This is a genomic window from Kitasatospora sp. NPDC094016, assembly GCF_040304045.1.
Classification (GTDB): Bacteria; Actinomycetota; Actinomycetes; order Streptomycetales; family Streptomycetaceae; genus Kitasatospora.
Genome location: NZ_JBEOUK010000007.1, coordinates 18,812 through 38,640, shown reverse-complemented (window position 1 = coordinate 38,640; position 19,829 = coordinate 18,812). Strand labels below are relative to the sequence as shown.

Annotated in this window: 21 protein-coding genes and 1 pseudogene; 12 read left to right on the top strand and 10 right to left on the bottom strand. The window is 72.2% G+C overall.

Annotation, left to right across the window (positions count from 1 at the left end):
* The first annotated feature begins 17 nt into the window (after positions 1–17).
* The 3 genes from ABT015_RS09370 (at position 18) to ABT015_RS09360 (ending at position 3,541) form a co-directional block, all read left to right on the top strand.
* The gene (locus tag ABT015_RS09370) at positions 18–578 is read left to right on the top strand and encodes a DoxX family protein (RefSeq protein ID WP_350878085.1); all 561 of its coding nucleotides are present in this window, start codon (positions 18–20) and stop codon (positions 576–578) included.
* Between the two features lie 159 nt (positions 579–737).
* Positions 738–1,373, top strand: a complete 636-nt coding sequence (locus ABT015_RS09365; RefSeq protein WP_350878084.1) for a hypothetical protein — start codon at positions 738–740, stop codon at positions 1,371–1,373.
* 350 nt (positions 1,374–1,723) lie between these two features.
* Entirely contained in the window at positions 1,724–3,541 is a 1,818-nt protein-coding gene (locus tag ABT015_RS09360) for a glycosyl hydrolase family 18 protein (RefSeq protein WP_350878083.1), read from the top strand.
* Positions 3,542–3,715: 174 nt separating this feature from the next.
* On the opposite strand, the gene ABT015_RS09355 is transcribed toward ABT015_RS09360, so the two are convergent.
* Entirely contained in the window at positions 3,716–4,276 is a 561-nt protein-coding gene (locus ABT015_RS09355; RefSeq protein WP_350878082.1) for a MarR family winged helix-turn-helix transcriptional regulator, read from the bottom strand.
* Between the two features lie 159 nt (positions 4,277–4,435).
* On the opposite strand from ABT015_RS09355, the gene ABT015_RS09350 reads away from it, so the two are divergent.
* The 4 genes from ABT015_RS09350 (at position 4,436) to ABT015_RS09335 (ending at position 9,165) form a co-directional block, all read left to right on the top strand.
* The gene (locus tag ABT015_RS09350) at positions 4,436–5,728 is read left to right on the top strand and encodes an MFS transporter (protein WP_350878081.1); all 1,293 of its coding nucleotides are present in this window, start codon (positions 4,436–4,438) and stop codon (positions 5,726–5,728) included.
* A gap of 168 nt (positions 5,729–5,896) precedes the next feature.
* Positions 5,897–7,513: a dolichyl-phosphate-mannose--protein mannosyltransferase gene (locus ABT015_RS09345; RefSeq protein WP_350878080.1), complete on the top strand. Its 1,617-nt coding sequence runs from the start codon at positions 5,897–5,899 to the stop codon at positions 7,511–7,513.
* Between the two features lie 50 nt (positions 7,514–7,563).
* Positions 7,564–8,280, top strand: coding sequence for an ABC transporter permease (locus ABT015_RS09340; RefSeq protein ID WP_350878274.1), 717 nt, complete (start codon positions 7,564–7,566; stop codon positions 8,278–8,280).
* Between the two features lie 294 nt (positions 8,281–8,574).
* Positions 8,575–9,165 carry a TMEM165/GDT1 family protein gene (locus ABT015_RS09335; protein ID WP_350878273.1) on the top strand — a complete coding sequence of 197 codons (591 nt, stop codon included), beginning with the start codon at positions 8,575–8,577 and terminating at the stop codon, positions 9,163–9,165.
* 17 nt (positions 9,166–9,182) lie between these two features.
* On the opposite strand, the gene ABT015_RS09330 is transcribed toward ABT015_RS09335, so the two are convergent.
* Positions 9,183–10,304, bottom strand: coding sequence for a peptidoglycan-binding domain-containing protein (locus ABT015_RS09330; RefSeq protein ID WP_350878078.1), 1,122 nt, complete (start codon positions 10,302–10,304; stop codon positions 9,183–9,185).
* A gap of 379 nt (positions 10,305–10,683) precedes the next feature.
* On the opposite strand from ABT015_RS09330, the gene ABT015_RS09325 reads away from it, so the two are divergent.
* Complete coding sequence (locus ABT015_RS09325; protein WP_350878077.1) at positions 10,684–12,756, top strand: MFS transporter; 2,073 nt, start codon at positions 10,684–10,686, stop codon at positions 12,754–12,756.
* 22 nt (positions 12,757–12,778) lie between these two features.
* On the opposite strand, the gene ABT015_RS09320 is transcribed toward ABT015_RS09325, so the two are convergent.
* Together ABT015_RS09320 and ABT015_RS09315 are read right to left on the bottom strand one after the other, a co-directional pair.
* Positions 12,779–13,816: a S41 family peptidase gene (locus tag ABT015_RS09320; RefSeq protein ID WP_350878076.1), complete on the bottom strand. Its 1,038-nt coding sequence runs from the start codon at positions 13,814–13,816 to the stop codon at positions 12,779–12,781.
* Between the two features lie 40 nt (positions 13,817–13,856).
* A pseudogene (locus ABT015_RS09315) lies at positions 13,857–14,111 on the bottom strand (MarR family winged helix-turn-helix transcriptional regulator); the annotation flags it as partial.
* A 32-nt stretch (positions 14,112–14,143) separates the two neighbouring features.
* Here ABT015_RS09315 and ABT015_RS09310 point away from each other — a divergent pair.
* A complete protein-coding gene (locus ABT015_RS09310) occupies positions 14,144–14,407 on the top strand; it encodes a hypothetical protein (RefSeq protein WP_350878073.1) in 264 nt (87 codons plus the stop codon).
* Positions 14,408–14,482: 75 nt separating this feature from the next.
* Here ABT015_RS09310 and ABT015_RS09305 read toward each other — a convergent pair whose 3' ends face one another.
* Positions 14,483–14,671 (bottom strand): hypothetical protein, encoded by a 189-nt coding sequence (locus tag ABT015_RS09305; protein ID WP_350878072.1) that lies wholly within the window; start codon positions 14,669–14,671, stop codon positions 14,483–14,485.
* A gap of 790 nt (positions 14,672–15,461) precedes the next feature.
* Between ABT015_RS09305 and ABT015_RS09300 the strand changes: the two genes are divergently transcribed.
* Both ABT015_RS09300 and ABT015_RS09295 read left to right on the top strand, forming a co-directional pair.
* The gene (locus ABT015_RS09300; protein ID WP_350878071.1) at positions 15,462–15,920 is read left to right on the top strand and encodes a hypothetical protein; all 459 of its coding nucleotides are present in this window, start codon (positions 15,462–15,464) and stop codon (positions 15,918–15,920) included.
* Positions 15,921–15,938: 18 nt separating this feature from the next.
* Positions 15,939–16,103: a hypothetical protein gene (locus tag ABT015_RS09295; protein ID WP_350878070.1), complete on the top strand. Its 165-nt coding sequence runs from the start codon at positions 15,939–15,941 to the stop codon at positions 16,101–16,103.
* 108 nt (positions 16,104–16,211) lie between these two features.
* Here the strand turns inward: ABT015_RS09295 and ABT015_RS09290 are convergent, their stop codons facing one another.
* Positions 16,212–16,589: a recombinase family protein gene (locus ABT015_RS09290; RefSeq protein ID WP_350878272.1), complete on the bottom strand. Its 378-nt coding sequence runs from the start codon at positions 16,587–16,589 to the stop codon at positions 16,212–16,214.
* A 146-nt stretch (positions 16,590–16,735) separates the two neighbouring features.
* On the opposite strand from ABT015_RS09290, the gene ABT015_RS09285 reads away from it, so the two are divergent.
* The gene (locus ABT015_RS09285) at positions 16,736–17,065 is read left to right on the top strand and encodes an antibiotic biosynthesis monooxygenase family protein (protein ID WP_350878069.1); all 330 of its coding nucleotides are present in this window, start codon (positions 16,736–16,738) and stop codon (positions 17,063–17,065) included.
* A gap of 76 nt (positions 17,066–17,141) precedes the next feature.
* Here ABT015_RS09285 and ABT015_RS09280 read toward each other — a convergent pair whose 3' ends face one another.
* The 4 genes from ABT015_RS09280 to ABT015_RS09265 form a co-directional block, all read right to left on the bottom strand.
* Positions 17,142–17,855 carry a creatininase family protein gene (locus ABT015_RS09280; RefSeq protein WP_350878068.1) on the bottom strand — a complete coding sequence of 238 codons (714 nt, stop codon included), beginning with the start codon at positions 17,853–17,855 and terminating at the stop codon, positions 17,142–17,144.
* A gap of 17 nt (positions 17,856–17,872) precedes the next feature.
* On the bottom strand, positions 17,873–18,172 hold the full coding sequence (locus tag ABT015_RS09275) for a hypothetical protein (RefSeq protein ID WP_350878067.1): 300 nt from the start codon (positions 18,170–18,172) through the stop codon (positions 17,873–17,875).
* 13 nt (positions 18,173–18,185) lie between these two features.
* Complete coding sequence (locus ABT015_RS09270) at positions 18,186–18,368, bottom strand: hypothetical protein (RefSeq protein WP_350878066.1); 183 nt, start codon at positions 18,366–18,368, stop codon at positions 18,186–18,188.
* A 116-nt stretch (positions 18,369–18,484) separates the two neighbouring features.
* Entirely contained in the window at positions 18,485–19,660 is a 1,176-nt protein-coding gene (locus ABT015_RS09265) for a macrolide family glycosyltransferase (protein WP_350878065.1), read from the bottom strand.
* Positions 19,661–19,829 lie beyond the last annotated feature (169 nt).

The window sequence follows — 19,829 nt, the reverse complement described above, 5'->3', positions numbered from 1 at the left end:
GGGAACGAGGATGCGACATGTGTCTGAACCGTAAGGACCTGGGCCTGCTGGCCCTGCGCGGCGCGGTCGGCGGGGTGCTCATCGCGCACGGCACCCAGAAGCTGTTCGGCTGGTTCGGCGGCGGAGGCCTGGAGGGCACCGCCCAGGCGATGGAGCACATGGGCTTCCACCCCGGCCGGCAGAGCGCCATCGCGGCGGGCGCCGGTGAGGCGGGCGGCGGCGTGCTGCTGGTCGCCGGGCTGGCCACCGGCGCGGCCGGCGCGGTGGTGGCCGGGACGATGGCCGGCGCGGTGGCGGTGCATACCCCCGGGGGCTTCTTCGCGACCTCCGGCGGCTACGAGTACCCGGCCTTCCTCGGCGCGGCCGGGCTGGCGCTCGGCCTGGCCGGTCCGGGGAGGTACTCGCTGGACCACCTGACCTGCCACGTCCTCGACCAGCCGTGGATGGGCCTGGTGGCCTTCGCGGGGTCCGTCGCCGGGGCGTACGGCGTGGTGGCGCGGCGCCGGCACGTGGTGCGGCTGCGCGAGGAGCGGGCCGCGATGGAGGCGGACGAGCAGGAGGGCTCGGGACTGTCCTGAGGCGTCGGCGGCTCCCGGGCGGTCCCAGGTCCGGTCCGGCCCTGCCCGCCCCGGTCACTCGGAGGGACCAGTCCTGCTGGCGGCTCCCGGGCGGCCCTCGGAGGGTGGTCGGGGAGGCGTGCCGGGCAGCCCGGCGCCGGGGCAGAAACGAGGGACCGCATGGACCGCCTGGACCGCATGGACAGCCAGCCGCTCACCCGGACCGGTGCGAGGCCGCGGGTCACCGCGCGGCACCTGGACGCGCCGCCGGTGCGCCGTCAACGCCGGGCGGTGGCCGGGGTGTTGGCCGCCACCATGGTCGCCGCGGCGGCGCTGGCGGGTTGCTCCTCCGGAAAGAGCGCGAGCAGCGTGGCCACCTCGGCCTCCGCCGCGATCGAGCGGGGCGCCTCGGCCGCGGCCTCCGCCGCCTCGGCGCTGGCCTCGGTGGCGGGCGGGGCGGGGGCGGTGATCGCCTCGGCGGAGGCACGGGCCTCGGCGGCGGTGTCGGCGGCCTCCTCGGCGGTCTCCGGGATCAAGGGCGGGCTGGACGCCAAGGCGGACGTGGCGGTCGGGGCGGTGAGCACCGGCTCGGACGGCAGGGCGCAGGTGGACCTGACCATCACCAACCACGGGCAGCAGTCGTACCGGTACGTGATCCAGGTCGACTTCACCGACGACTCCGGCACGGTGCAGGACGCGACCGCGGTGACGGTCCAGGACGTGGCGGCCGGCCGGAGCGCCCAGGCCACCGCGCGCAGCAACCGGGACCTCTCGGGCAGCCTGAAGGCCGTGGTGGCGAACGCGCTGCGCTACTGACTTCCCGCTGCTGGTTCTCCGCTGCTGGTTCCCAGGTCAGCGCGGGTGTCGGGCGGGGGCCGAACCTTAAGCGCGGCTCAAGGCCCAACGGGACCCCTTGACGGGGGAGTTGGTCTAGTCCATTTTTATTGCCCAGGTGCAGGGAGCCCCTGAACCGGCGTCAACGGCCTCGTGCCGCGGGCGCCGGTTCGGCACATCCCGGTGTCCGTCCAGGCCCGATCCCGCTGATCCCGCTCGACTTCCCCGCACGATTCCCCGCACTGAGCTGTCATGTCCCGGTCGCCCGACCCCACCTCGGGCGCACCCCCACGGGACGACGGAAATCCCCCACAACCAGGAGTCACGCACCCATGCTGCGTTCACGCATTGAAAGGGCCGGGACCCCGGCTCCGACGGGCGGCCGTCGACGCCGCCCGAAGAGCCTGGCCGCCGTCGCGGCCGGCACCGCCGCCTCCGTGCTGCTCGGCGCGGGCCTCGCGCTGACCGGCGGCGCCGCGGCCAACGCCGCGACCACCAACACCACCGGCGCGGCCGCCACCAGCGGCGGCATCAAGGTCGCCTACTACGACCAGTGGTCGGTCTACGCCAACGCGTACTACCCGAAGACGATCCAGGACACCGGCGTGGCCGGGAAGCTCGACTACCTGATCTACGACTTCGCGAACATCCACCCGTCCGACCTGGGCTGTTTCGAGGCGACCAAGGCCGCCGACACGAACGACAACAACCCCAACGCGGGTGACGGCGCGGCCGACGCGTTCGCCGACTACCAGAAGAGCTTCGGCGCGGACATCTCGGTCGACGGCGTCGGCGACGTCTGGAACCAGCCGATCGCGGGCAACTTCAACCAGCTGAAGAAGCTGAAGGCGAAGAACCCCAACCTCAAGATCCTGCTCTCGATCGGTGGTTGGACCTACTCCAAGTACTTCTCGCCGGCCTCCGCCACGGACGCCTCGCGCAAGCACCTGGTCTCGTCCTGCCTCGACATGTTCATCAAGGGCAACCTCCCGAGCGACGCCGGCTACGGCGGCCCGGGCTCCGGCGCCGGCGTCTTCGACGGCATCGACATCGACTGGGAGTACCCGGGCGGCGGCGGCCACACCGGCAACGTCTCCAGCCCGGCCGACAAGCAGAACTTCACGGCGCTGCTGAAGGAGTTCCGCACCCAGCTGGACGCCCAGGGCAAGGCCGACAACAAGACCTACGCCCTGTCGGCGGCGGTCGGCGCCGGCCAGGACAAGATCATGAACGTCGAGACCGACAAGATCGGTCAGTACCTCACCTTCCTCGACGTCATGACCTACGACATGCACGGCGGCTGGGACGCCCAGGGGCCGACCAACCACCAGGCCGCGCTCTACGCGGGCCCGAACGACCCGTCGACCCCGGTCAAGCCGGGCCACGGCAAGTACTCGATCGACAACGCCATCAAGGCGTGGACGGTCGGCGACGCGGACTACGGGATCCCCGGCGGCTTCCCCGCCAACAAGATCAACATGGGTGTGCCGTTCTACTACCGCGGCTGGACCGGCGTCCAGAACAACGGCAAGAACGGTCTGTTCCAGCCCGCCGCCAGCCCGGCGACCGGCGCGGCGATGTCCGGCAACGTCCCCGGCATCCAGATGTACAAGGAGCTCGCGGGCTTCGTCGACAACCCGTCCAGGACCTTCTGGGACGACGACGCCAAGGCCACGTACTTCTACGACGGCAACACCTTCTGGAGCGGTGAGGACACCCGGTCGATCCAGGCCAAGCTCGACTACGCGCACTGCAACGGCCTCGGCGGCTCCTTCGCCTTCTCGCTGTACGACCTGGGCACCAAGACCGGCCTGTTCGACACGATGGTGAACGCCACCAACGGCTCCGCCGCCGGTTGCCCGGCCCCGCCGACCGGCACCCCGAGCAGCACGGCGACCCCGACCCAGACCCCGACCGGCACGCCCACGGGCACGCCGACCGGCACCCCCACGGGTACCCCGACCGGCACCCCGACCTCGCCGGCCGGCTGCCCGGCCGCCCCGAGCTGGGACGCCAACACCACCTACGCGGCCGGCGGCACCAAGGTCTCGTGGAAGGGCCACTACTACACCAACAAGTGGTGGACCAAGGGCGACGACCCGAGCCAGAGCGGCCAGTGGGGCGTCTGGACCGACAACGGCGCCTGCTGACCCCTCGGGCAGCATGAGCTGAGGGCCTGACGGACCCTCGCAGCACCTGAACCAAGCAGTCCGGCCCGCCGGGGGAGCACCCCCGGCGGGCCGGACTCGTCGCGTTTCGGACTCGTCGCGTTTCGGGCGCGTGACCCGGGCGGGCGGCCCGGGCGCGTGATCCGGGCACGCGGCTCAGGCCAGGTCGGCGGTGCGCCCGAGCGCGTCCGGCTGGCTCTCCTCGATCCGCCGCAGCATCCGCGCCAGGATCGCGGACAGCACGGTCCGCTCCTCGCCCGTGACGTCCTGGAGCAGTTCCTCCTCGAACACCGCCGCCATCCGCATCGACTCCAGCCACTTGTCGCGGCCGTTCTCGGTCAGCTCGATGATCACCCGGACCCGGTTGGTCTCGTCGCGCTCCCGGGTGACGAGGTCCTCGGCCACCATCCGGTCGATCCGGTGCGTCATCGCGGCCGGGGTGAGCCCGAGCCGCTTGGCCAGCTCACCCGGCCCGAGCCGGTACGGGCTGCCGGAGACCACCAGCGCCTTGAGCACCTCCCACTCGGCGGCCGTGATTCCCAGCACAGTCAGCTGCCGGTCGTAGGCCACGCCCATCCGCCGGGCGACCCGGGACAGGGTCTGCACGATGGTCTCCACCTGGGGGTCCACGGTGGGGAATTCCCGCTGGTAGACGGCCACCTGCTCGGCGATGCCCAGCTCCCTGGCGGTGGCCGGCGCGGGCTTGTCCGTAGTCATGCGGACCAGTGTCGCACGGAGGCGTGCATCCCTTAAGCCTTTGACTCGACACTCTTCCGGTGCTAAGACTTTATCTTGTCAAACTTTAGCTCTGAAATCTTCTGGACCTTAAGAGTATCCAGTTGAATCCAGGAAGGGATGTGCACGGTGACCGGCACGGTGAAGCAGCAGAGGCAGCAGCGACGCGGGGCGGGCGGCCCGCTGCGCCGCGTCCAGATCGGCAACGCGCTCAGCGCGTTCGGCAGCGGCTTCACGATGCCGTACATGTTCGTGTACGTGGACCAGGTACGCGGGCTGGGTTCGCTGGCGGCCGGGATGGTGTTCACCGTCTTCGCGCTGGCGGCGCTCGTCGTCCTCCCGTTCACCGGTCGCGGCATCGACAGGTACGGGCCCCGCCCGGTCCTGCTGGCCGGCACGGCGCTCGCCGCCACCGGCGCGTTCGCCTTCGGCCACGCCACCGGCACCCCGGCCCTGCTGGTCTCCTCCTTCCTGTTCGGCGCGGGTGTCACCACCTGCCAGCCGGCGCTCGCCACGATGATCGTCCGCTGCTCGACGGCCGCGACCCGCTCGCACGCCTTCGCGCTCCAGTTCACCCTGGTCAACCTGGGCATGGGCATCGGCGCCCTGGTCGGCGGCCAGATCGTGAACGTCGCCGACCCGGCCAGCCTCACCCGGCTGTTCACCATCGAGGCGGCGACCTTCCTCGGTCTGGCCCTGGTCACCGGCACCGCCCGGATGCCGGCCAACCCGCTGATCCCCCTCCAGGAGAAGAGCGACGGCCCGACCGGCCTGCGCGCGCTGGTCGCCGACAAGGCGATGCTGCGGCTCTGCGTGCTCGCCGGGCTGATCTTCTTCACCTGCTACGGCCAGTTCGAGTCCGGCGTCGCGGCCTTCGCCACCGACACCGTCGGCACCGCGCCCTCCACCCTGGGCTTCGCGATCGGCGCCAACGCGCTGACCATCGTCGTCCTGCAGATGTTCATGGTGCGGATCACCGCGCGCCGCCGCCGCACCACCGCGATGGCCGCGGCCGGCGTGGTCTGGCTCGGCGCCTGGGCGATGGCCCTGGTGGCCGGCCTGATCCGGACCGAGACCATGGCCGCCACGGTCGCGATCGTCTCGATCTACGCCCTGTTCGGCGTCGGTGAGTCGCTGCTCGCGCCCACCATGGGCCCGATCGTCGCCGACCTCGCCCCGGCCCGGCTGCTCGGCACCTACAACTCCGGGTACGCCCTGGTGAAGCAGATCGCCATCGCGGTCGGCCCGGCCGTCGGCGTGCTGCTGGTCGGCTCCGGCACCTGGCCGCTCTACCTCGCGGCCATGGCGGGCTCCACGCTGCTGGTCGTCGTCCTGGCGCTGCGGCTGCGCCCGTACCTCACGCCGGAGCAGGACAACGCGGCCCCGGCCGTGGTCCGCACCACGGTCGTCCGGGAGCTGCAGACGGCGGCGTGACCGCCGATCGAACAGGCGTGCCGACGGGCGCCGACCGGGTCACCTGGTCGGCGCCCGTCGCGCTTGGCTTCGCGACCACCGCCACATAGTGTCAGTGGCTGTTGGCCGCCCGGCCCGGTCGGTACAGGAGACCCGGCCGGCACAGGAGACAGGCGAATCGGCGAGGCAATGACGCAAGCGGCGCTCACGCACCCCCCGGCGGCCCAGGCCCCGGCCCCCGCCGCCCCGGCACCGGCCCGGGGCCGGCTGCTCCGCCTGCCGGCCGACTGGTCCGGCTGGCTCGGGCCGATCGGCGTCGCGCTCTTCGCCGGCCTGCTGCGGTTCTGGAACCTCGGCTACCCCAACGCCTTCGTCTTCGACGAGACGTACTACCCCAAGGACGCCTGGTCGCTGCTGCGGCAGGGCTACGAGGGCAGCTGGCCGGACCACGCCAACGCCGACGTCCTGGCCGTCCCGCAGCACATCCCGCTCACCTCCGCGCCCGAGTTCATCGCCCACCCGCCGCTCGGCAAATGGGTGATGGCGGTCGGCGAACAGCTGTTCGGCCTGCACCCCTTCGGCTGGCGGTTCATGACCGCCCTGCTCGGCACCGTCACCGTGCTGATGCTCGCCCGGATCGGCCGCCGGCTCTTCGGCTCCACCCTGGTCGGCTGCACCGCGGCCCTGCTGATGGCCGTCGACGGCCTCCAACTGGTGATGAGCCGGGTCGGGCTGCTCGACGGCATCCAGATGTTCTTCGTGCTCGCCGCCTTCGGCAGCCTCCTGATCGACCGCGACCACGTCCGCGCCCGGCTGGCCGGCGTCACCGACGGCGACCGCGTCCGGCTCGGCCTGCGCCCCTGGCGGATCGCCGCCGGGGTGCTCCTCGGCGCCGCCTGCGCCGTCAAGTGGAACGGCGCGATGATCCTCGCCGCCTTCGGCCTGCTGACCGTCCTGTGGGACCAGTCCGGCCGCCGCGGGGCCGGCGCCCGCCGCCCCTGGCGCTCGATGCTGCGCCGCGACGCCGTCCCCGCCTTCCTCGCCATGGTCGGCTCCGCCCTGGTGGTGTACGTCGGCGCCTGGGCCGGGTGGCTCGCCAGCGGCGGCAACGGCGAGGGCGGGTACGACCGGCACTGGGCCGACGGCCGCCCCGGCCTGTCCCCGGACACCTTCCTCGGCGTCCCGCTGCCGCAGGTGTCGATGAGCTGGGTGCCCGCGCCGCTGCGCAGCCTGTGGCACTACCACTCGCAGATGTACGACTTCAATACCGGGCTGAGCACCCCGCACACCTACCAGTCCAACCCCTTCAGCTGGCTGGTCGTCGGCCGCCCCGTCTCCATGTACTGGGAGCAGGTCCCGAACGGGCAGCACGGCTGCACCGCCACCGGCGGCTGCGCGTCCCAGATCCTCGGCCTCGGCACCCCGCTGCTCTGGTGGACGGCCTGCTTCGCCCTGGTCTACCTGCTGTGGCGCTGGTTCTTCCGCCGGGACTGGCGCTCGGGCGCCGTGCTGTGCGCCGTCGCCGGGATCTACCTGCCCTGGTTCCAGTACCAGGAGCGGACCGTCTTCTCCTTCTACATGGTCGTCCTGGTGCCGTTCCTGTGCCTGGCCGTCGCGCAGATGCTCGGGGCGATCCTCGGCCCGGCCGGGTGCAGCCCCGAACGCCGCCGGATCGGTGCGGCCGGCGCCGGGCTGATCGTGCTCGCCATCGTCGCCTGCTTCGCCTTCTTCTACCCGCTGTACACGGCGGAGGTGATCCCGATGACGTCCTGGCAGGACCGGATGTGGTTCACCAGCTGGATCTGACACCGGTGACCCTGTCCGCCGCGGGCGGCCAGCTGCTGCCCGTCACCCCGATGCTCGGGGTGGTCACCGCCGCCCTGCTGCTGGCCGCCGTCGCGGTGGCCGGCCGGGGCCTGCTCGGCCACGGGCACGCGGTGCTGCGGGCCGGACTGCGCGCGGTGGTGCAACTGGCCGCCGTCGCCGCGGTGATCAGCTGGGTGGTCGGCTCGCTCTGGTGGTCGGCGCTGTTCGTACTGCTGATGTTCAGCGTCGCGGTGCGCACCGCCGGGCGGCGGATGACCCCCGGCCCCGGCTGGGTCTGGGCGGCCGCCCCGATCGGCGCCGGTGTGCTGCCGGTGCTCGCCCTGCTGCTGGCCGTCGGGCTGCTGCCGGCCAAGGGCCTGTCCGTCATCCCCGTCGCCGGCATCCTGATCGGCGGCGCGCTCACCGCCACCTCGCTGGCCGGGCGGCGCGCCCTCGACGAGCTGCGGCAGCGCCGCGGCGAGGTGGAGGCGGCCCTGGCGCTCGGCTTCGAGGACCGCGACGCCCGGCTGGAGATCTGCCGCACAGCCGCCGCGACCTCGCTGGTGCCCGCCCTCGACCAGACCCGGACGGTCGGCCTGGTCACCCTCCCCGGCGCCTTTGTCGGCATGCTGCTCGGCGGCGCCTCGCCCGTCCAGGCGGGGGCGGTGCAGCTGTTCGTACTGGTCGGGCTGCTGGCGGTGGAGTCGGTGGCGATCGTGGTGGTGCTGGAGCTGGTCGGCCGGGGGCTGGTGAGCGCGGGCTGGTGAGCACGGGGTGGTGAGCGCGGGGCGGTGAGCGCGGGCTGGTGAGTGCTGGGGGACCGGGCCGCCTTGGGGACCGGACGCGGTCGGGTACCCTTGAGCACGTTGAAGGGGAGTAGCCCTCCACCGGACCGTCGACATACTGGCCCTCACGGGCCCGGCGCCCGGGGCACCCGATCCTCCGGGGTCGGTGCCGGCGAGACCTTCGGCCGCAGTGCTGTGACCATCACCAGTGCTGTCGGGCCGAAGCGTCCCCTGACGGACCTGCGGAGGCCGGGCAGCCCGACCGAGGGACCCTTTCTGATGAGTTTGACCGTGGCCGCGCTGACGTTCGGCATCATCTTCCTGGCCGAACTGCCGGACAAGACCGCGCTGGCCAGCCTCGTACTCGGCACCAAGTACCGTGCTAGCTACGTCTTCGCGGGTGTCGCCGCCGCGATGGGCGTTCAGGTCGTCCTCGCGCTCGCCGCCGGACACCTGCTCTCGCTGCTGCCGCACCGCTGGGTGGAGGGCGTCACCGGCGTGCTGTTCCTGGCCGGCGCGGCCATGCTGCTGTTCCACGGCGGGGGCGACGACGAGGAGGGGCACGCCGCCAAGGAGCCGTCCTCGAACAGCTTCTGGAAGGTGGCCGGGGCCAGCTTCGTGGTCGTCGCGGTCGCCGAGTTCGGCGACCTGACCCAGATCATGACCGCCAACCTGGCCGCCAAGTACGCCGATCCGCTGGCCGTCGGCCTCGGCGCGTGGCTGGCGCTGTGCGCGGTGGGCGGGCTCGCCATCGTGGGCGGGCAGAAGCTGCTCAAGTACGTGCCGATGAAGCTGATCATCCGGGTCGCGGCGGCGATCATGGTGGTGCTGGCGGGCATCAGCATCTTCGGGGCGATCACCGGCTGACCCCTGTTGGCCGTGGCTCAGCAGCCCGGGTCGGCCTCCAGGGCGGCCCGGGTCTTCGGGCCGTAGACGCGGAATTCACCCTTGATCCGGTTGCTGGTCTGGTAGTCGCTGAGCACCGTTCCGGTCCAGTAGTCGAAGTTGCCGGTGATCAGCGACTTGTCGACGTATCCGCACTCGGCCGCCCACAGCCGCTGCTGCATGTCCTTGACGTCCGCTCCGGTCATCCCGAACTGGAGTACCCGGGTGGTCGGGGTCGGCGTCGGGGTGGGCGTCGGGGTCGGGGTGGGCGTCGCGGTGGTGGGGGTGGGCGTGGGTGTCGGGGGCGGGCTCGGGACGGAGGCCGGGGCCGGGGGAGCGGCGACCGGGGCCTGGGTGGTCTGCGTCGGCGCCGGGGTGGCCGTCTTCGTCGGGCTCGGCTTGCGGGTGGGGGGCGACGTCGGGCTCGGCGCCTCGCTGGTCGGCGGCGGCGTGACCGGGTCCGTCGGTGCCGGGGCGGTCGGCTCCACCGGCGCGGGCGCCAGGGTGGTGGGCAGCGGCTGCGCCTGCCGGGTCGTCGGCGCGGGCGAGGGCGTCACCGCGTACGCGATGCCGATGGTGAGCGCGACCAGGCCGGCGCCCACCCCGGCCAGCAGCAGTTTGTGCCGGGCCAGCGGGTTCTGCGCGGCCTGCTCGGCGGCTCTGCGCGCGGCCCGGCCGCCGACGGGCTCAGGCTCGGGCCCGGGCGTCGCGTGGTCGAAGGGGAAGACCCCGAGGTCGCCGCCGGACGCGGCCTGCGGGGCCGTCGCCGCCGCGTAGGCGCCCGGCCCGGAGGCGGGCACCGGCGGCAGCACGGTGGTGGCGTAGGCGTCGGCGTCCGGTCCCAGCGGGGGAACCGCGGGCGGGGGCGCGGCGGGGTGGACGGGGGCAGGCTGTCCCGGGGCGACCGGCGGCAGGACGGTGGTCGCGAACGGGTCGACGGCGGGGACGTCCGCCACGGGCTCCTCGGCGACCTGGCCGACCGCCTGCGGCACGTACGGGCGGACCAGCGGCGGGCCTTCGAGGTGCGGGAGGACGGCCGTCTCGGTGAGGCTCGGGTCCGGGACGCAGCCGCACCCGGTGGAGCGTGCGGTGCCGCACGTCGGGCAGTGCTGGTCCGGCATCGGCCGGCCCTCCTCGGTTCTCGGGTGGTCTCCGCGCCCCGGGGAGGTTCCCGGGCTCACGATCGCGCCTGATTATGCAGGACGTCCCGGAGGGGGGACAGGGGCGTCCGGACCCGGGCGGGGGTGTTGTGCCGGTTGGTGGCGGTTGTTTCCCGAGGAACGCTCGGGGAGCGGCGGATGTCCCCGGTGCCGGCGGTCGGGTCGGTGCGTCGGGTGCGGTCGGCTCGGCTCGGTGCGTCCTGGGTCGCGGGTCCGGCGGCTACGTTCGGCTCAACCCGAGGGAGCAAACCGGGGCATTTCTGACAGCATGGTGAGCTGGGAGTGATCATCCGCACGGGCCCGCCGCCTCGGCCGGGGCCCGCGACCCTACGGAGCCGCCATGACGGACTCGCGCGCCGCGTCCGACCGCAGCCCGGCGCACGAGCCCGGCCCGCCGGAGGTCACCGTCCCCAACCTCTGGGTGCCGATCGGCGCCCTGCTGCTGGCGATGCTGCTCGCCGCCCTCGACCAGACCATCGTCTCCACCGCGCTGCCCACCATCGTCAGCGACCTCGGCGGCCTGGACCACATCTCCTGGGTGGTCACCGCCTACCTGCTGGCCTCCACCGCCGCCACCCCGCTCTGGGGCAAGCTCGGCGACATGTACGGCCGGAAGCGCTTCTTCCAGGCCTCCATCGTGATCTTCCTGCTCGGCTCGGTACTCTGCGGCATCGCCCAGAACATGGGCGAACTCATCGCCTTCCGCGCGCTGCAGGGCCTGGGCGGCGGCGGGCTGATCGTGCTCACCCAGGCCATCGTCGGCGACCTCGTCTCCCCCCGGGACCGCGGCAAGTACCAGGGCCTCTTCGGCGCCGTCTTCGGCGTGACCAGCGTCCTCGGGCCGCTGCTCGGCGGCCTGTTCGTCGACAACCTCAGCTGGCGCTGGGTCTTCTACATCAACCTGCCGATCGGCGTCGTCGCCCTGGTGGTGATCGCCGCCGTCCTGCACGGGCAGGAGGTCAGGCGCCGGCACCGGATCGACTACCTCGGCACCGTGCTGATCGCCGCCGTCGCCACCTGCCTGGTGCTGATGACCTCCCTCGGCGGCACCACCTGGGGCTGGACCTCCTGGCAGATCGTCGGGCTCGGCGTGCTCGGCCTGGTGCTGCTGGTCGCCTTCGTCCTGGTCGAGCGGACGGCCGGCGAACCGGTGCTGCCGCTGCGGCTGTTCCGCTCCCGGACGTTCAGCCTGGTCGCGGTGATCTCCTTCGTGGTCGGCTTCGCGATGTTCGGCGCCCTCACCTACCTGCCGACCTTCCTCCAGGTCGTCATGCAGGTCTCGCCCACCCTGTCCGGCATCCACATGCTGCCGATGGTGCTCGGCATGCTGCTCACCTCGATCGGCTCCGGCCAGATCGTCGCCCGCACCGGCCACTACCGGATCTTCCCGATCGCCGGGACGGCCGTCACCACCGTCGGCCTGCTGCTGCTCTCCCGGCTCGACGAGCACAGCAGCACCACCGAGATGAGCCTCTACTTCCTGGTCTTCGGCCTCGGGCTGGGCCTGGTCATGCAGGTACTGGTGCTGATCGTGCAGAACTCCGTCGGCTACCAGGACCTCGGCGTCGCCACCGCCGGCGCCACCTTCTTCCGCTCCATCGGCGCCTCCTTCGGCGTCTCCGTCTTCGGCACCCTGTTCGCCAGCGGGCTGCGCAGCCGGCTCGCCGACGCCCTCACCGGCCTGCCGCTGCCGCCCGGCTTCCACCCCGAGGCCATCACCTCCGACCCGCGGGTGATCGCCAGGCTGCCCGTCGTCGCCCAGGAGGCCGTCCACCACGCGTACGCCGAGTCGATCACCAGGGTGTTCCTGTACGCGGTGCCCGTCGCGCTGGTCGCCTTCGTGCTGTCGCTGTTCCTGCGCGAGCAGAAGCTGCGCTCCACCGTCACCGCACCCGACCTGAGCGAATCCATCGGCGTCAACCCCGTCCAGCGCTCGTCGCTGGACGAGATCGCCCGCGCGCTCTCGGTACTGAGCTCCCGCGAGGCCCGGCGCGACCTCTTCCGGCGGATCACCGAGGGGGCCGGGCTGGACCTCCAACCCGCCTCCAGCTGGCTGCTGTTGCAGATGCACCACCACGGCTCGGTCGAGCCGGCCGAACTCGCCGAGCGGCGGATCATCCCGATCGCCGTCATCGAGAGCGCCGTCCGGGAAGTCGAGGGCCGGGGCCTCGCCGCCCGCAGCGGCGGGCTGCCGCTGCGGCTCACCGAACCGGGGGCGGAGGCGGCCGTCAAGCTGGTCGCCGCCCGGCGCGCGCAACTCGCCGACCTGCTCGGCGACTGGGACGAGCAGCAGTACGCCGACCTCGCCTACCTGCTCACCCGCCTCAGCTCCACCCTCTGCGCCGACCGGCGAGACCGCCCCGACCGTGCGGCCCACGAGCCGCCGTACCGGGGCGAGGGGCGGTCGTTCTAGGCCCTGTCCGGTCGGGCAGTGCCTAGCCTGCCTTGCAGGGGGTCTGGTCGGAGAGCCAGGTGACGGCGGCGGCGAGCGCGGGATCGTCGTCCTTGCGGGGGTCGGCCGTGTCGACCGCCTCGTCCGGCTCGATCGGGCCCTCGTGGACCCTGCCGGTGCGGTCGGCCTCGGCGGCGCCGGTGAGCAGCAGGACGGCGCCGTCCGACAGCCGGTGGGCGGCGTTGCCGGTGGGCACCCCGTAGGTGGGCCGGCCGAAGCTGCGGGTGGCCGGGCGGCCGATGAAGGCGATGGCGACCGCCTCGCCCGCGCTGCCGGTCGCGCGGCCGGTGAGGACGGCGACGGGCGTTTCGGGCGCCTGGTCGTGGCGGGTGGGCGCCTCGTCGTGGTGGGTGGCGGGGGAAGCCTGCGGGGCGTCGTCCAGGTACGGCACGCCGTCGCGGACCGACCAGGTGCTGCGGGTGCCGTCCGCGGTGACGAAGGCGCCCAGCGGGCCGTCGCCGAGGATCGGCGCCGCGACGGCCAGCGGGGCCCACATCCCGCCGCCGGTCTCGCCGCGCAGGTCCACCACCCAGCCGCAGGCGCTCACTTCGGCGACGGCGGCGCGGCCGCGGGAGACGTACTCGGCGTAGGTGTGCTCCGACCCGTTCACCGCCGGGAGGGTCAACTGGGCGATGCGGCCGGGGAGTTGACGGGCGGTCGGGGCGTTCGCGGCCTCCGGGTCGGCGTCGACCCCCGCCGCCTGGTCGGGTGGGTAGAAGCGGCTGTGGTGGTCGTCGAGGGCGGTGACGGCGGCCCTGATCGCGGTGTGGGTGTCGGCCGGGGTGCGGGCCGCGGCCGCCTGGGCGAAGGCCTGGGTGCGGAGCTTCGGCCAGTCCACCTTCGCGGCGTTGAGGGACTTCTGCTGGATGAGGTCCAGGGCCTCGGAGAGGTAGCCGCGGGCCTCGGGGGACATGTGCTCGGGGGGTGGTGACCCGGGAGTCGGTGACTCGGGGGCCGGCGAGGAGCACGCCGCGAGCACCAGTACGGCCGCCGCCGCGACCGTCCGCCCCAGTCGTCTCATCCGCTGCCCCCTCATGACTCCTACCACTCCTGATTGTTCCTCACGGACCGCCGAACCAGCGAGGGGTGTCGAGGCGGAACGGGTCGCCGGGGGCGAGCAGGCGCAGGGCCGTCTCCACCTCGCGCAGGCGCTCCTCGCCCAGGGTGGCGGACCACTCGGCGCGCAGCTCGTCGAAGATCCGGGCTGACCGGACCAGGCAGTCCACGCCGCGGGCGGTCAGCCGGACCACCTTGCGGCGGGCGTCGGCCGGGTCGCCGCCGCGCTCGACGTAGCCGAGCTGCTCCAGGTTCTCGACGGTCTTGCCGGCGGAGCGGCCCGCCGCACGCCATGGACGTCGAACAGATCTGGACGCTGCTCACCGGCACCGCCACCGTCACCCTCCCCGACGGCCCGGTGCCCCTCACCGCCGGCGACACCCTCGCCCTCCCCGACACCCTCGCCCGGCAGATCGCCACCGCCGACGGCTTCACCGCCATCGTCGCCGGCCCGTCCCCCGCCCACGCCTACAACCCCGACGCCGTCACCCCCGAAGGCGCCTGCGGCCTCGCCCCCCGCGACGCCGAGCGCCTCCTCCCGCCGTGGATCGCCTGACCCGCGAGGCGGTCCGGGCAGGGGTGCGGGGACGGTCGAGGACTTGCCGCGGCCGCCCCCGCCCGGCTTTCGCCGCTACTGCCGGTCGTCGATGTCGTCCTGGAGGTCGTCCAGGTTCTGCTGACCCTGCTGTTGGCCCTGCTGCTGGGTCTGGGCGGCCTTCTGCTGGGCGTCGTCCCCCTTCGGGGGCTTGCTGCCGAGGCGCGACTTCGCCTCCTCCTCCAACTGCTCGGCCTTGTCCCGGAACTTGTCGCCGATACCCATGGCTGTGCCCCATTCGGTTGGATTTCGGGTTCTCCAACCAGGCTTGCACGCCCCCTCTCCGCCTGCACTTCGGGCCAGTTGCCGCGGAGCGCCACGATCGGCAGACCCCGGATCGCCCGACCCGCGCGGTGTGAGGTGCAGGAGACTGCTGACCGCAGACAGTCACCGGACCGGTGGCCGCACCCGCGGCCCCGGCGGAGCAGAAGGAGCGGCATGTCCGTCGTCAAGATCGACGAATGTGTCAAGCCACTCGCATAAGCGCTGACCGGCCGTCGCGGGAAGTGCCGCCGGACGGCGAAGCCCCGCCCATGCGCCACGGGGGGCGACGCATGGACGGGGCTGTTCCCGGGGTCATGCGGGCGTGGACTGCCCACTGTTGCTGCCCGGGTGGTCGTTCGGGCCGTGCCTTCTCGGCCGATAGGGCCGATCGGCCGGGAAGTCGCCACCGCACAGCCCGCAGACAGCGGAGCCGTTCCGGTCGACCAGCCGGCGAAGCCTCTCCGCGCCACTGGAGCGGCACCGGACCAGTCGTTGGAGCCGTCGGTGCGCCCGTACGGCCGGGCGGGCTTGGTGGGCCGCATGGTGCGCCTCGCAGCGGCCCCGATGGGTCGTCGGCTCCGAACAGGCGATACAGCGCATGCCCCGCCTCCATCAGTTGATCCAAGGCGACCCTCGGAAATGCCGTCAGCTTGAGTGAACTCCGGTCGCTCGTGTGGGTGATAGCCGAGCGGAACATGAGTCATCTAGCTTGTGACCGAACCAAAAAATCTGCGAAAGAAGGAGATTGCTCATGTTGCTGTTGGAGCAGCTCAAGCGCGCGGTCCCGGCCGTACTGCTCACTGCTTGCGCGGTGGTCGGGACCGTCCAGCCGGCAGGGGCGGTGTCGAACTCGGTGGCCGCAGGGTCCACGCCCGTTCATATGTCCGTGTTCAACAGCGAGCAGTACGGATATGTCGACGGAACCCTGTCGTGGGACGGCGAAGGCGGCTACACCTTCGAGGGCGAGGCTCAGGCCCGCTGTCGGTCCCTGACCACCCGCCTTACCGCATGGCTTGAGTACGGAGGCGCCGGCGAGAGCTGGAAGCAGTCCAATGAGGCGGATTGCCGATCGGTGCCGAATGCGGCGCCCGTGAAGGTCTCAGGGGCCCTGAGCAAGGGAGAGAAGCTGGAACTGCGCGTCAGCACGTGGTGTTCCGGGACGGTCGATCCCTACCGGGCCAGCCGGAAGGAGACCTACACCATCTCCTGAAACTGAGGAACCGTGTCTATGGAGTCGCTGCCGGCCGGGGCCCGCACGAACGTGGCAGCGGCACAAGCCGGGCTGTCGGCGGTGCCCTGGTGGGTGATTGACCGCCGCATGGACGCCCGCTTGAAACTGTGGCTGGCGCGGTTCATCCTGGGGGCCCGCGACAGGATCGCACGGATGATCTGACAGCCAACCGGTGAGGGGCCCGAGCCGTAACCCCTTTCGGGGCGCCCCGGTGGACACCGTTGTTCATGGGCGGCTCGGTCCCCGCGCTCTGCCTCACGACTCCGGCGGTCACCCCCGAGAGGGCGCGCGGTGCACGGGCAGAACAGCCTGAGAGGCCGGGTGCTCAGTCCGCCGGTTCCCCATCTGCAGGGTGCGCGGTGCTCCCGGTCCCACCAGTAGGGGGAGGCCAGAGGGGCCCCGGTGGTGACGGGTGACGTTCACCGGGACCAGGCGCACGCCGTACCGGGCCAGCTCTTCGTTGATCCTCATGGCCTCCAAGGCGCCCTGCCGGGTGAGGCGGGAGAGGGAGACCACGATGACGGCGTCAACCCGGCCCGCGCGGACGGCCGCCATCATCTCCTCGAACCCGGGTCGGGTGACGTCGGGGTCCCAACCCGATTTGCCGACGTCTTCGAAGTGGCCGTTGTTCTCCCGGCCCTTCGCGATGATCAGGCTTCGGTCTTGGTTCGCTGGGCAGCCGGGGAAGCTTGAGAGCCGTCCTCACGCTTCTTTGACGGTCGTATGTAGGAGACTGCTCGCACGTGGTCAAGGTTAGGCGCCCAGGTAGAGGGCCTAACGATGAGAGGTGTCATGTGAGTAGCGTCGTCAAGATCAACGTACTGACGGTTCCCGCCGAGCAGCGGGAGGTTCTGGAGCAGCGCTTTGCCTCCCGCGCCGGCGCGGTGGAGAACTCGGACGGCTTCGAGTGGTTCGAGCTCCTCCGCCCCGTCGAGGGCACCGACCAGTACCTCGTCTACACCCGCTGGCGCAGCGAGGAGGACTTCAAGGCGTGGATGGAGGGCCCCATGCAGGCCGCCCACCGCCCCGCTGCCCCGGACGGCGAGGCCCCCAAGCGCCCCGCCGCCTCCGGCTCCACCCTCTGGTCCTTCGAGGTCGTCCAGTCCGCGGGCCCCAAGGCCTGACGCCCAGGCCACCCTGCGGTTGTCTCCTCTTTTCCTTCGGGCCCTTCCCCAGCTGGGGAAGGGCCCGAAGTGCTTCTCAGCCGCCCGCGAGGATCGAGAGATGCGCGGCGGCAGACCGGGACAGGCTGTCGAGGAGGGCGCGGCCCTTCGCCGACGTTCCGAGGGAGGGCTGCCCGATGACGCCGTTCTTCGTGTAGCCGGCCATGCCGAGCGTCAGCAGGTGCGGGCGCTCGGGGGCGGAGTGGTCATCCCGCTCGATGCCGTCGCGGATGAGCTCCGGGGCGCCGTGAAGGAGGAGCGACACCTCCAACTCGTCGCCGTGCATGTCCTCGGCGCCGCTGCTCACCAGGCCTGCCGCCTCGCGGGCCTGGTGCCAGTCCTCGCGGACCGGGAAGAGGGCGACACGCGGGCCGGAGGTGTTGGCCTCCTGGACGACGTTGGAGAGGACGTAGTTGCCGCCATGGCCGTTCACGATGAGTAGGCCGGGAACACCGGACGCCTGGAGCGACTTCCAGATGTCGTTGACGACGGCATAGAGCGTGGCCGCGCTGATGCTGACGGTGCCGGGCAGGTGGGCGTGCTCGTGCGAGCAGGACACCGTGATGGGCGGCAGGAGGAACAGGCCGTAGTCGGCGGCGATCCGTTGGGCGATCAGGCCGGCGACGACGGTGTCGGTGGTGAGCGGCAGATGGTCGCCGTGCTGCTCGAAGCTGCCGACCGGCAGTACGGCGATCTTGGCGCCGCGCCGGCGTTCGTCTGCGGAGGTGGCGGCCGTGATCAGTGCGTCCATGGCCTCACCCTCTCTCATCATCCTGTCGCAGGTCGAGAGGGCGCCGTGCCGCTCATCAGCTTCAATCGGCCGGTGAAGGTGGCGACTTCGGCCACGGTGTTCCACCGCTGGAGGGCCTTGTCCGCGGCGGACAGCTCCGCCATCGCCCGCGCGGACTCGGTGTCGATGGCGATCGACAGCGCGCGGTCCGCCGCCGCGGCAGCCTGCTCCGGCTCGCCGGACACCGCGTAGGCGCGGGCCAACCGGGAGAGGTACACGCCTTGGTCGTTGCGGTACACCGAAGGGAGCGCCCGGAGCTCGGCCTCGAACATGGCCACCGCCGTGAGCGGGTCACCCAGTTCGAGCAGGCAGTTCGCGGACGCCGGACCGCAGGTAGGCGAAGGCTCCGGCGTCGTCGCGCCTGCGGCCGTCCAGCAGGAGCTCGTGCTCGCGTACGTCCAGGAGGCGGTCGCCGCAGTCCTGGACGGGGACGGCGGCCACCTGCGGGTCGGACATGAGGATGATCTCGGTCAACAGGTCTCCTGGGTGAGGAGGGAACGGCGGTGCGGGCCGGTCGCCTTGTGCGCGCCCCGGTGGCCGGTGCGGCGTCCGCCACCGCCCCGGGTGTCGGGGCGGTGGCGGACGGGTGGTCAGACGAGCGCGGCCTCGACCAGGTCGGCGGCCCTGGCCGCGCTGCCGCCGGCGCGGACCTCGCGGCTGAGCTCGGCCAGCCGGGCGGCCACCGCCGGATCGCCGGTCAGCTCCAGTACGGCGGAGCGCAGCGCCTCCGGGGTGGCCTGGGGGGTGTCCAGCCGGCGGGCGACGCCGAGTTCGACCAGCCGGTCGGCGTTGTCGAACTGGTCGGCGGCCTGCGGTACCGCGACCATCGGCAGCCCGCAGTACAGGCCCTCGCTGCACCCGCCCATTCCGGCGTGGGTCACGAACGCGTCGGCCTGCTGGAGTACGGCGAACTGCGGCACCCACTGGTGCACTTCGATGTTGGCCGGGATCGTACCCAGGTCGGCCGGGTCGGTTGCCCGGCCGACCTGGAGCACGACGTGCCAGCCGGGCAGGTCGCCGAAGGCCTCCAGGCACGCGCGGTAGAAGTCGGGCTGGTGGGTGAAGGTGGAGCCGAGCGAGACCAGCAGCACCTTCTGCGCGTCCTTCGGGCGGGTCCAACCGCCCTGGTGCTCGCGGGCGCCGAGGCAGGGCCCGGCGAAGGAGAAGATCTGGGGATCGACCAGCTCGATCTCGGGCTGTAGCACCCGGGGGATGAGCGCCAGCCCGCGATCCGGGCGCAGCATGTACCCGAAGGGTTCGCTCGCCGGCACGCCGTTGTCGGCGAGCCACTGGGCGAACCGCTCCGGGATCTTCTCCTCCTCCAAGGCCTCCCGCGCCATCTCGAAGCGCGCCAGGTGGGAGTCCTCCCGGATGATCATGGACGGTGAGATCAGCATGGACGGCACGCCCCAGCCGTCGGCCAGCGCCCGGCCCGCGTACGCCATGAAGTCGTACAGGACGAGGTCGGGCCGGTCGTCGTGGAAGGCCTCGCGCAGTCGCGGCAGCATCGCCTGCGCCTCCTCGAAGATCATGGTGTGCACGCCGGCCCCGATGTTGGGGTCGACCCCGCCCTTGACGATCGGCAGGGTCGTGTCGTGGGGTACGAGTCGGGCGCCGGTGGACTCGACCTGCTCGGCGAACGACGGGTCGTTGACATAGCTGACCCGGTGGCCGCGGGCGACCAGCTCCCGCATCACCTCCAGGCTGGGGTTGACGTGGCCGTGCGCCGGGATGTTCACCATGGCGATGTGTGCTGGTCGGGACATGTCAGACCCTCTCCTCGTATCTCGTTAGGTGTCCTGCGTTCGGCTGGCTGACTCAGCGTCAACTCGCCTGTCAGCACAGTACGTAACGTTTTCCATCGCCGCTGTGACGGGGGATACGGTTCGGCCGAAGATTGGTGGGTCCGGCGGCAGGCGCTGCGCGACCTCGCGG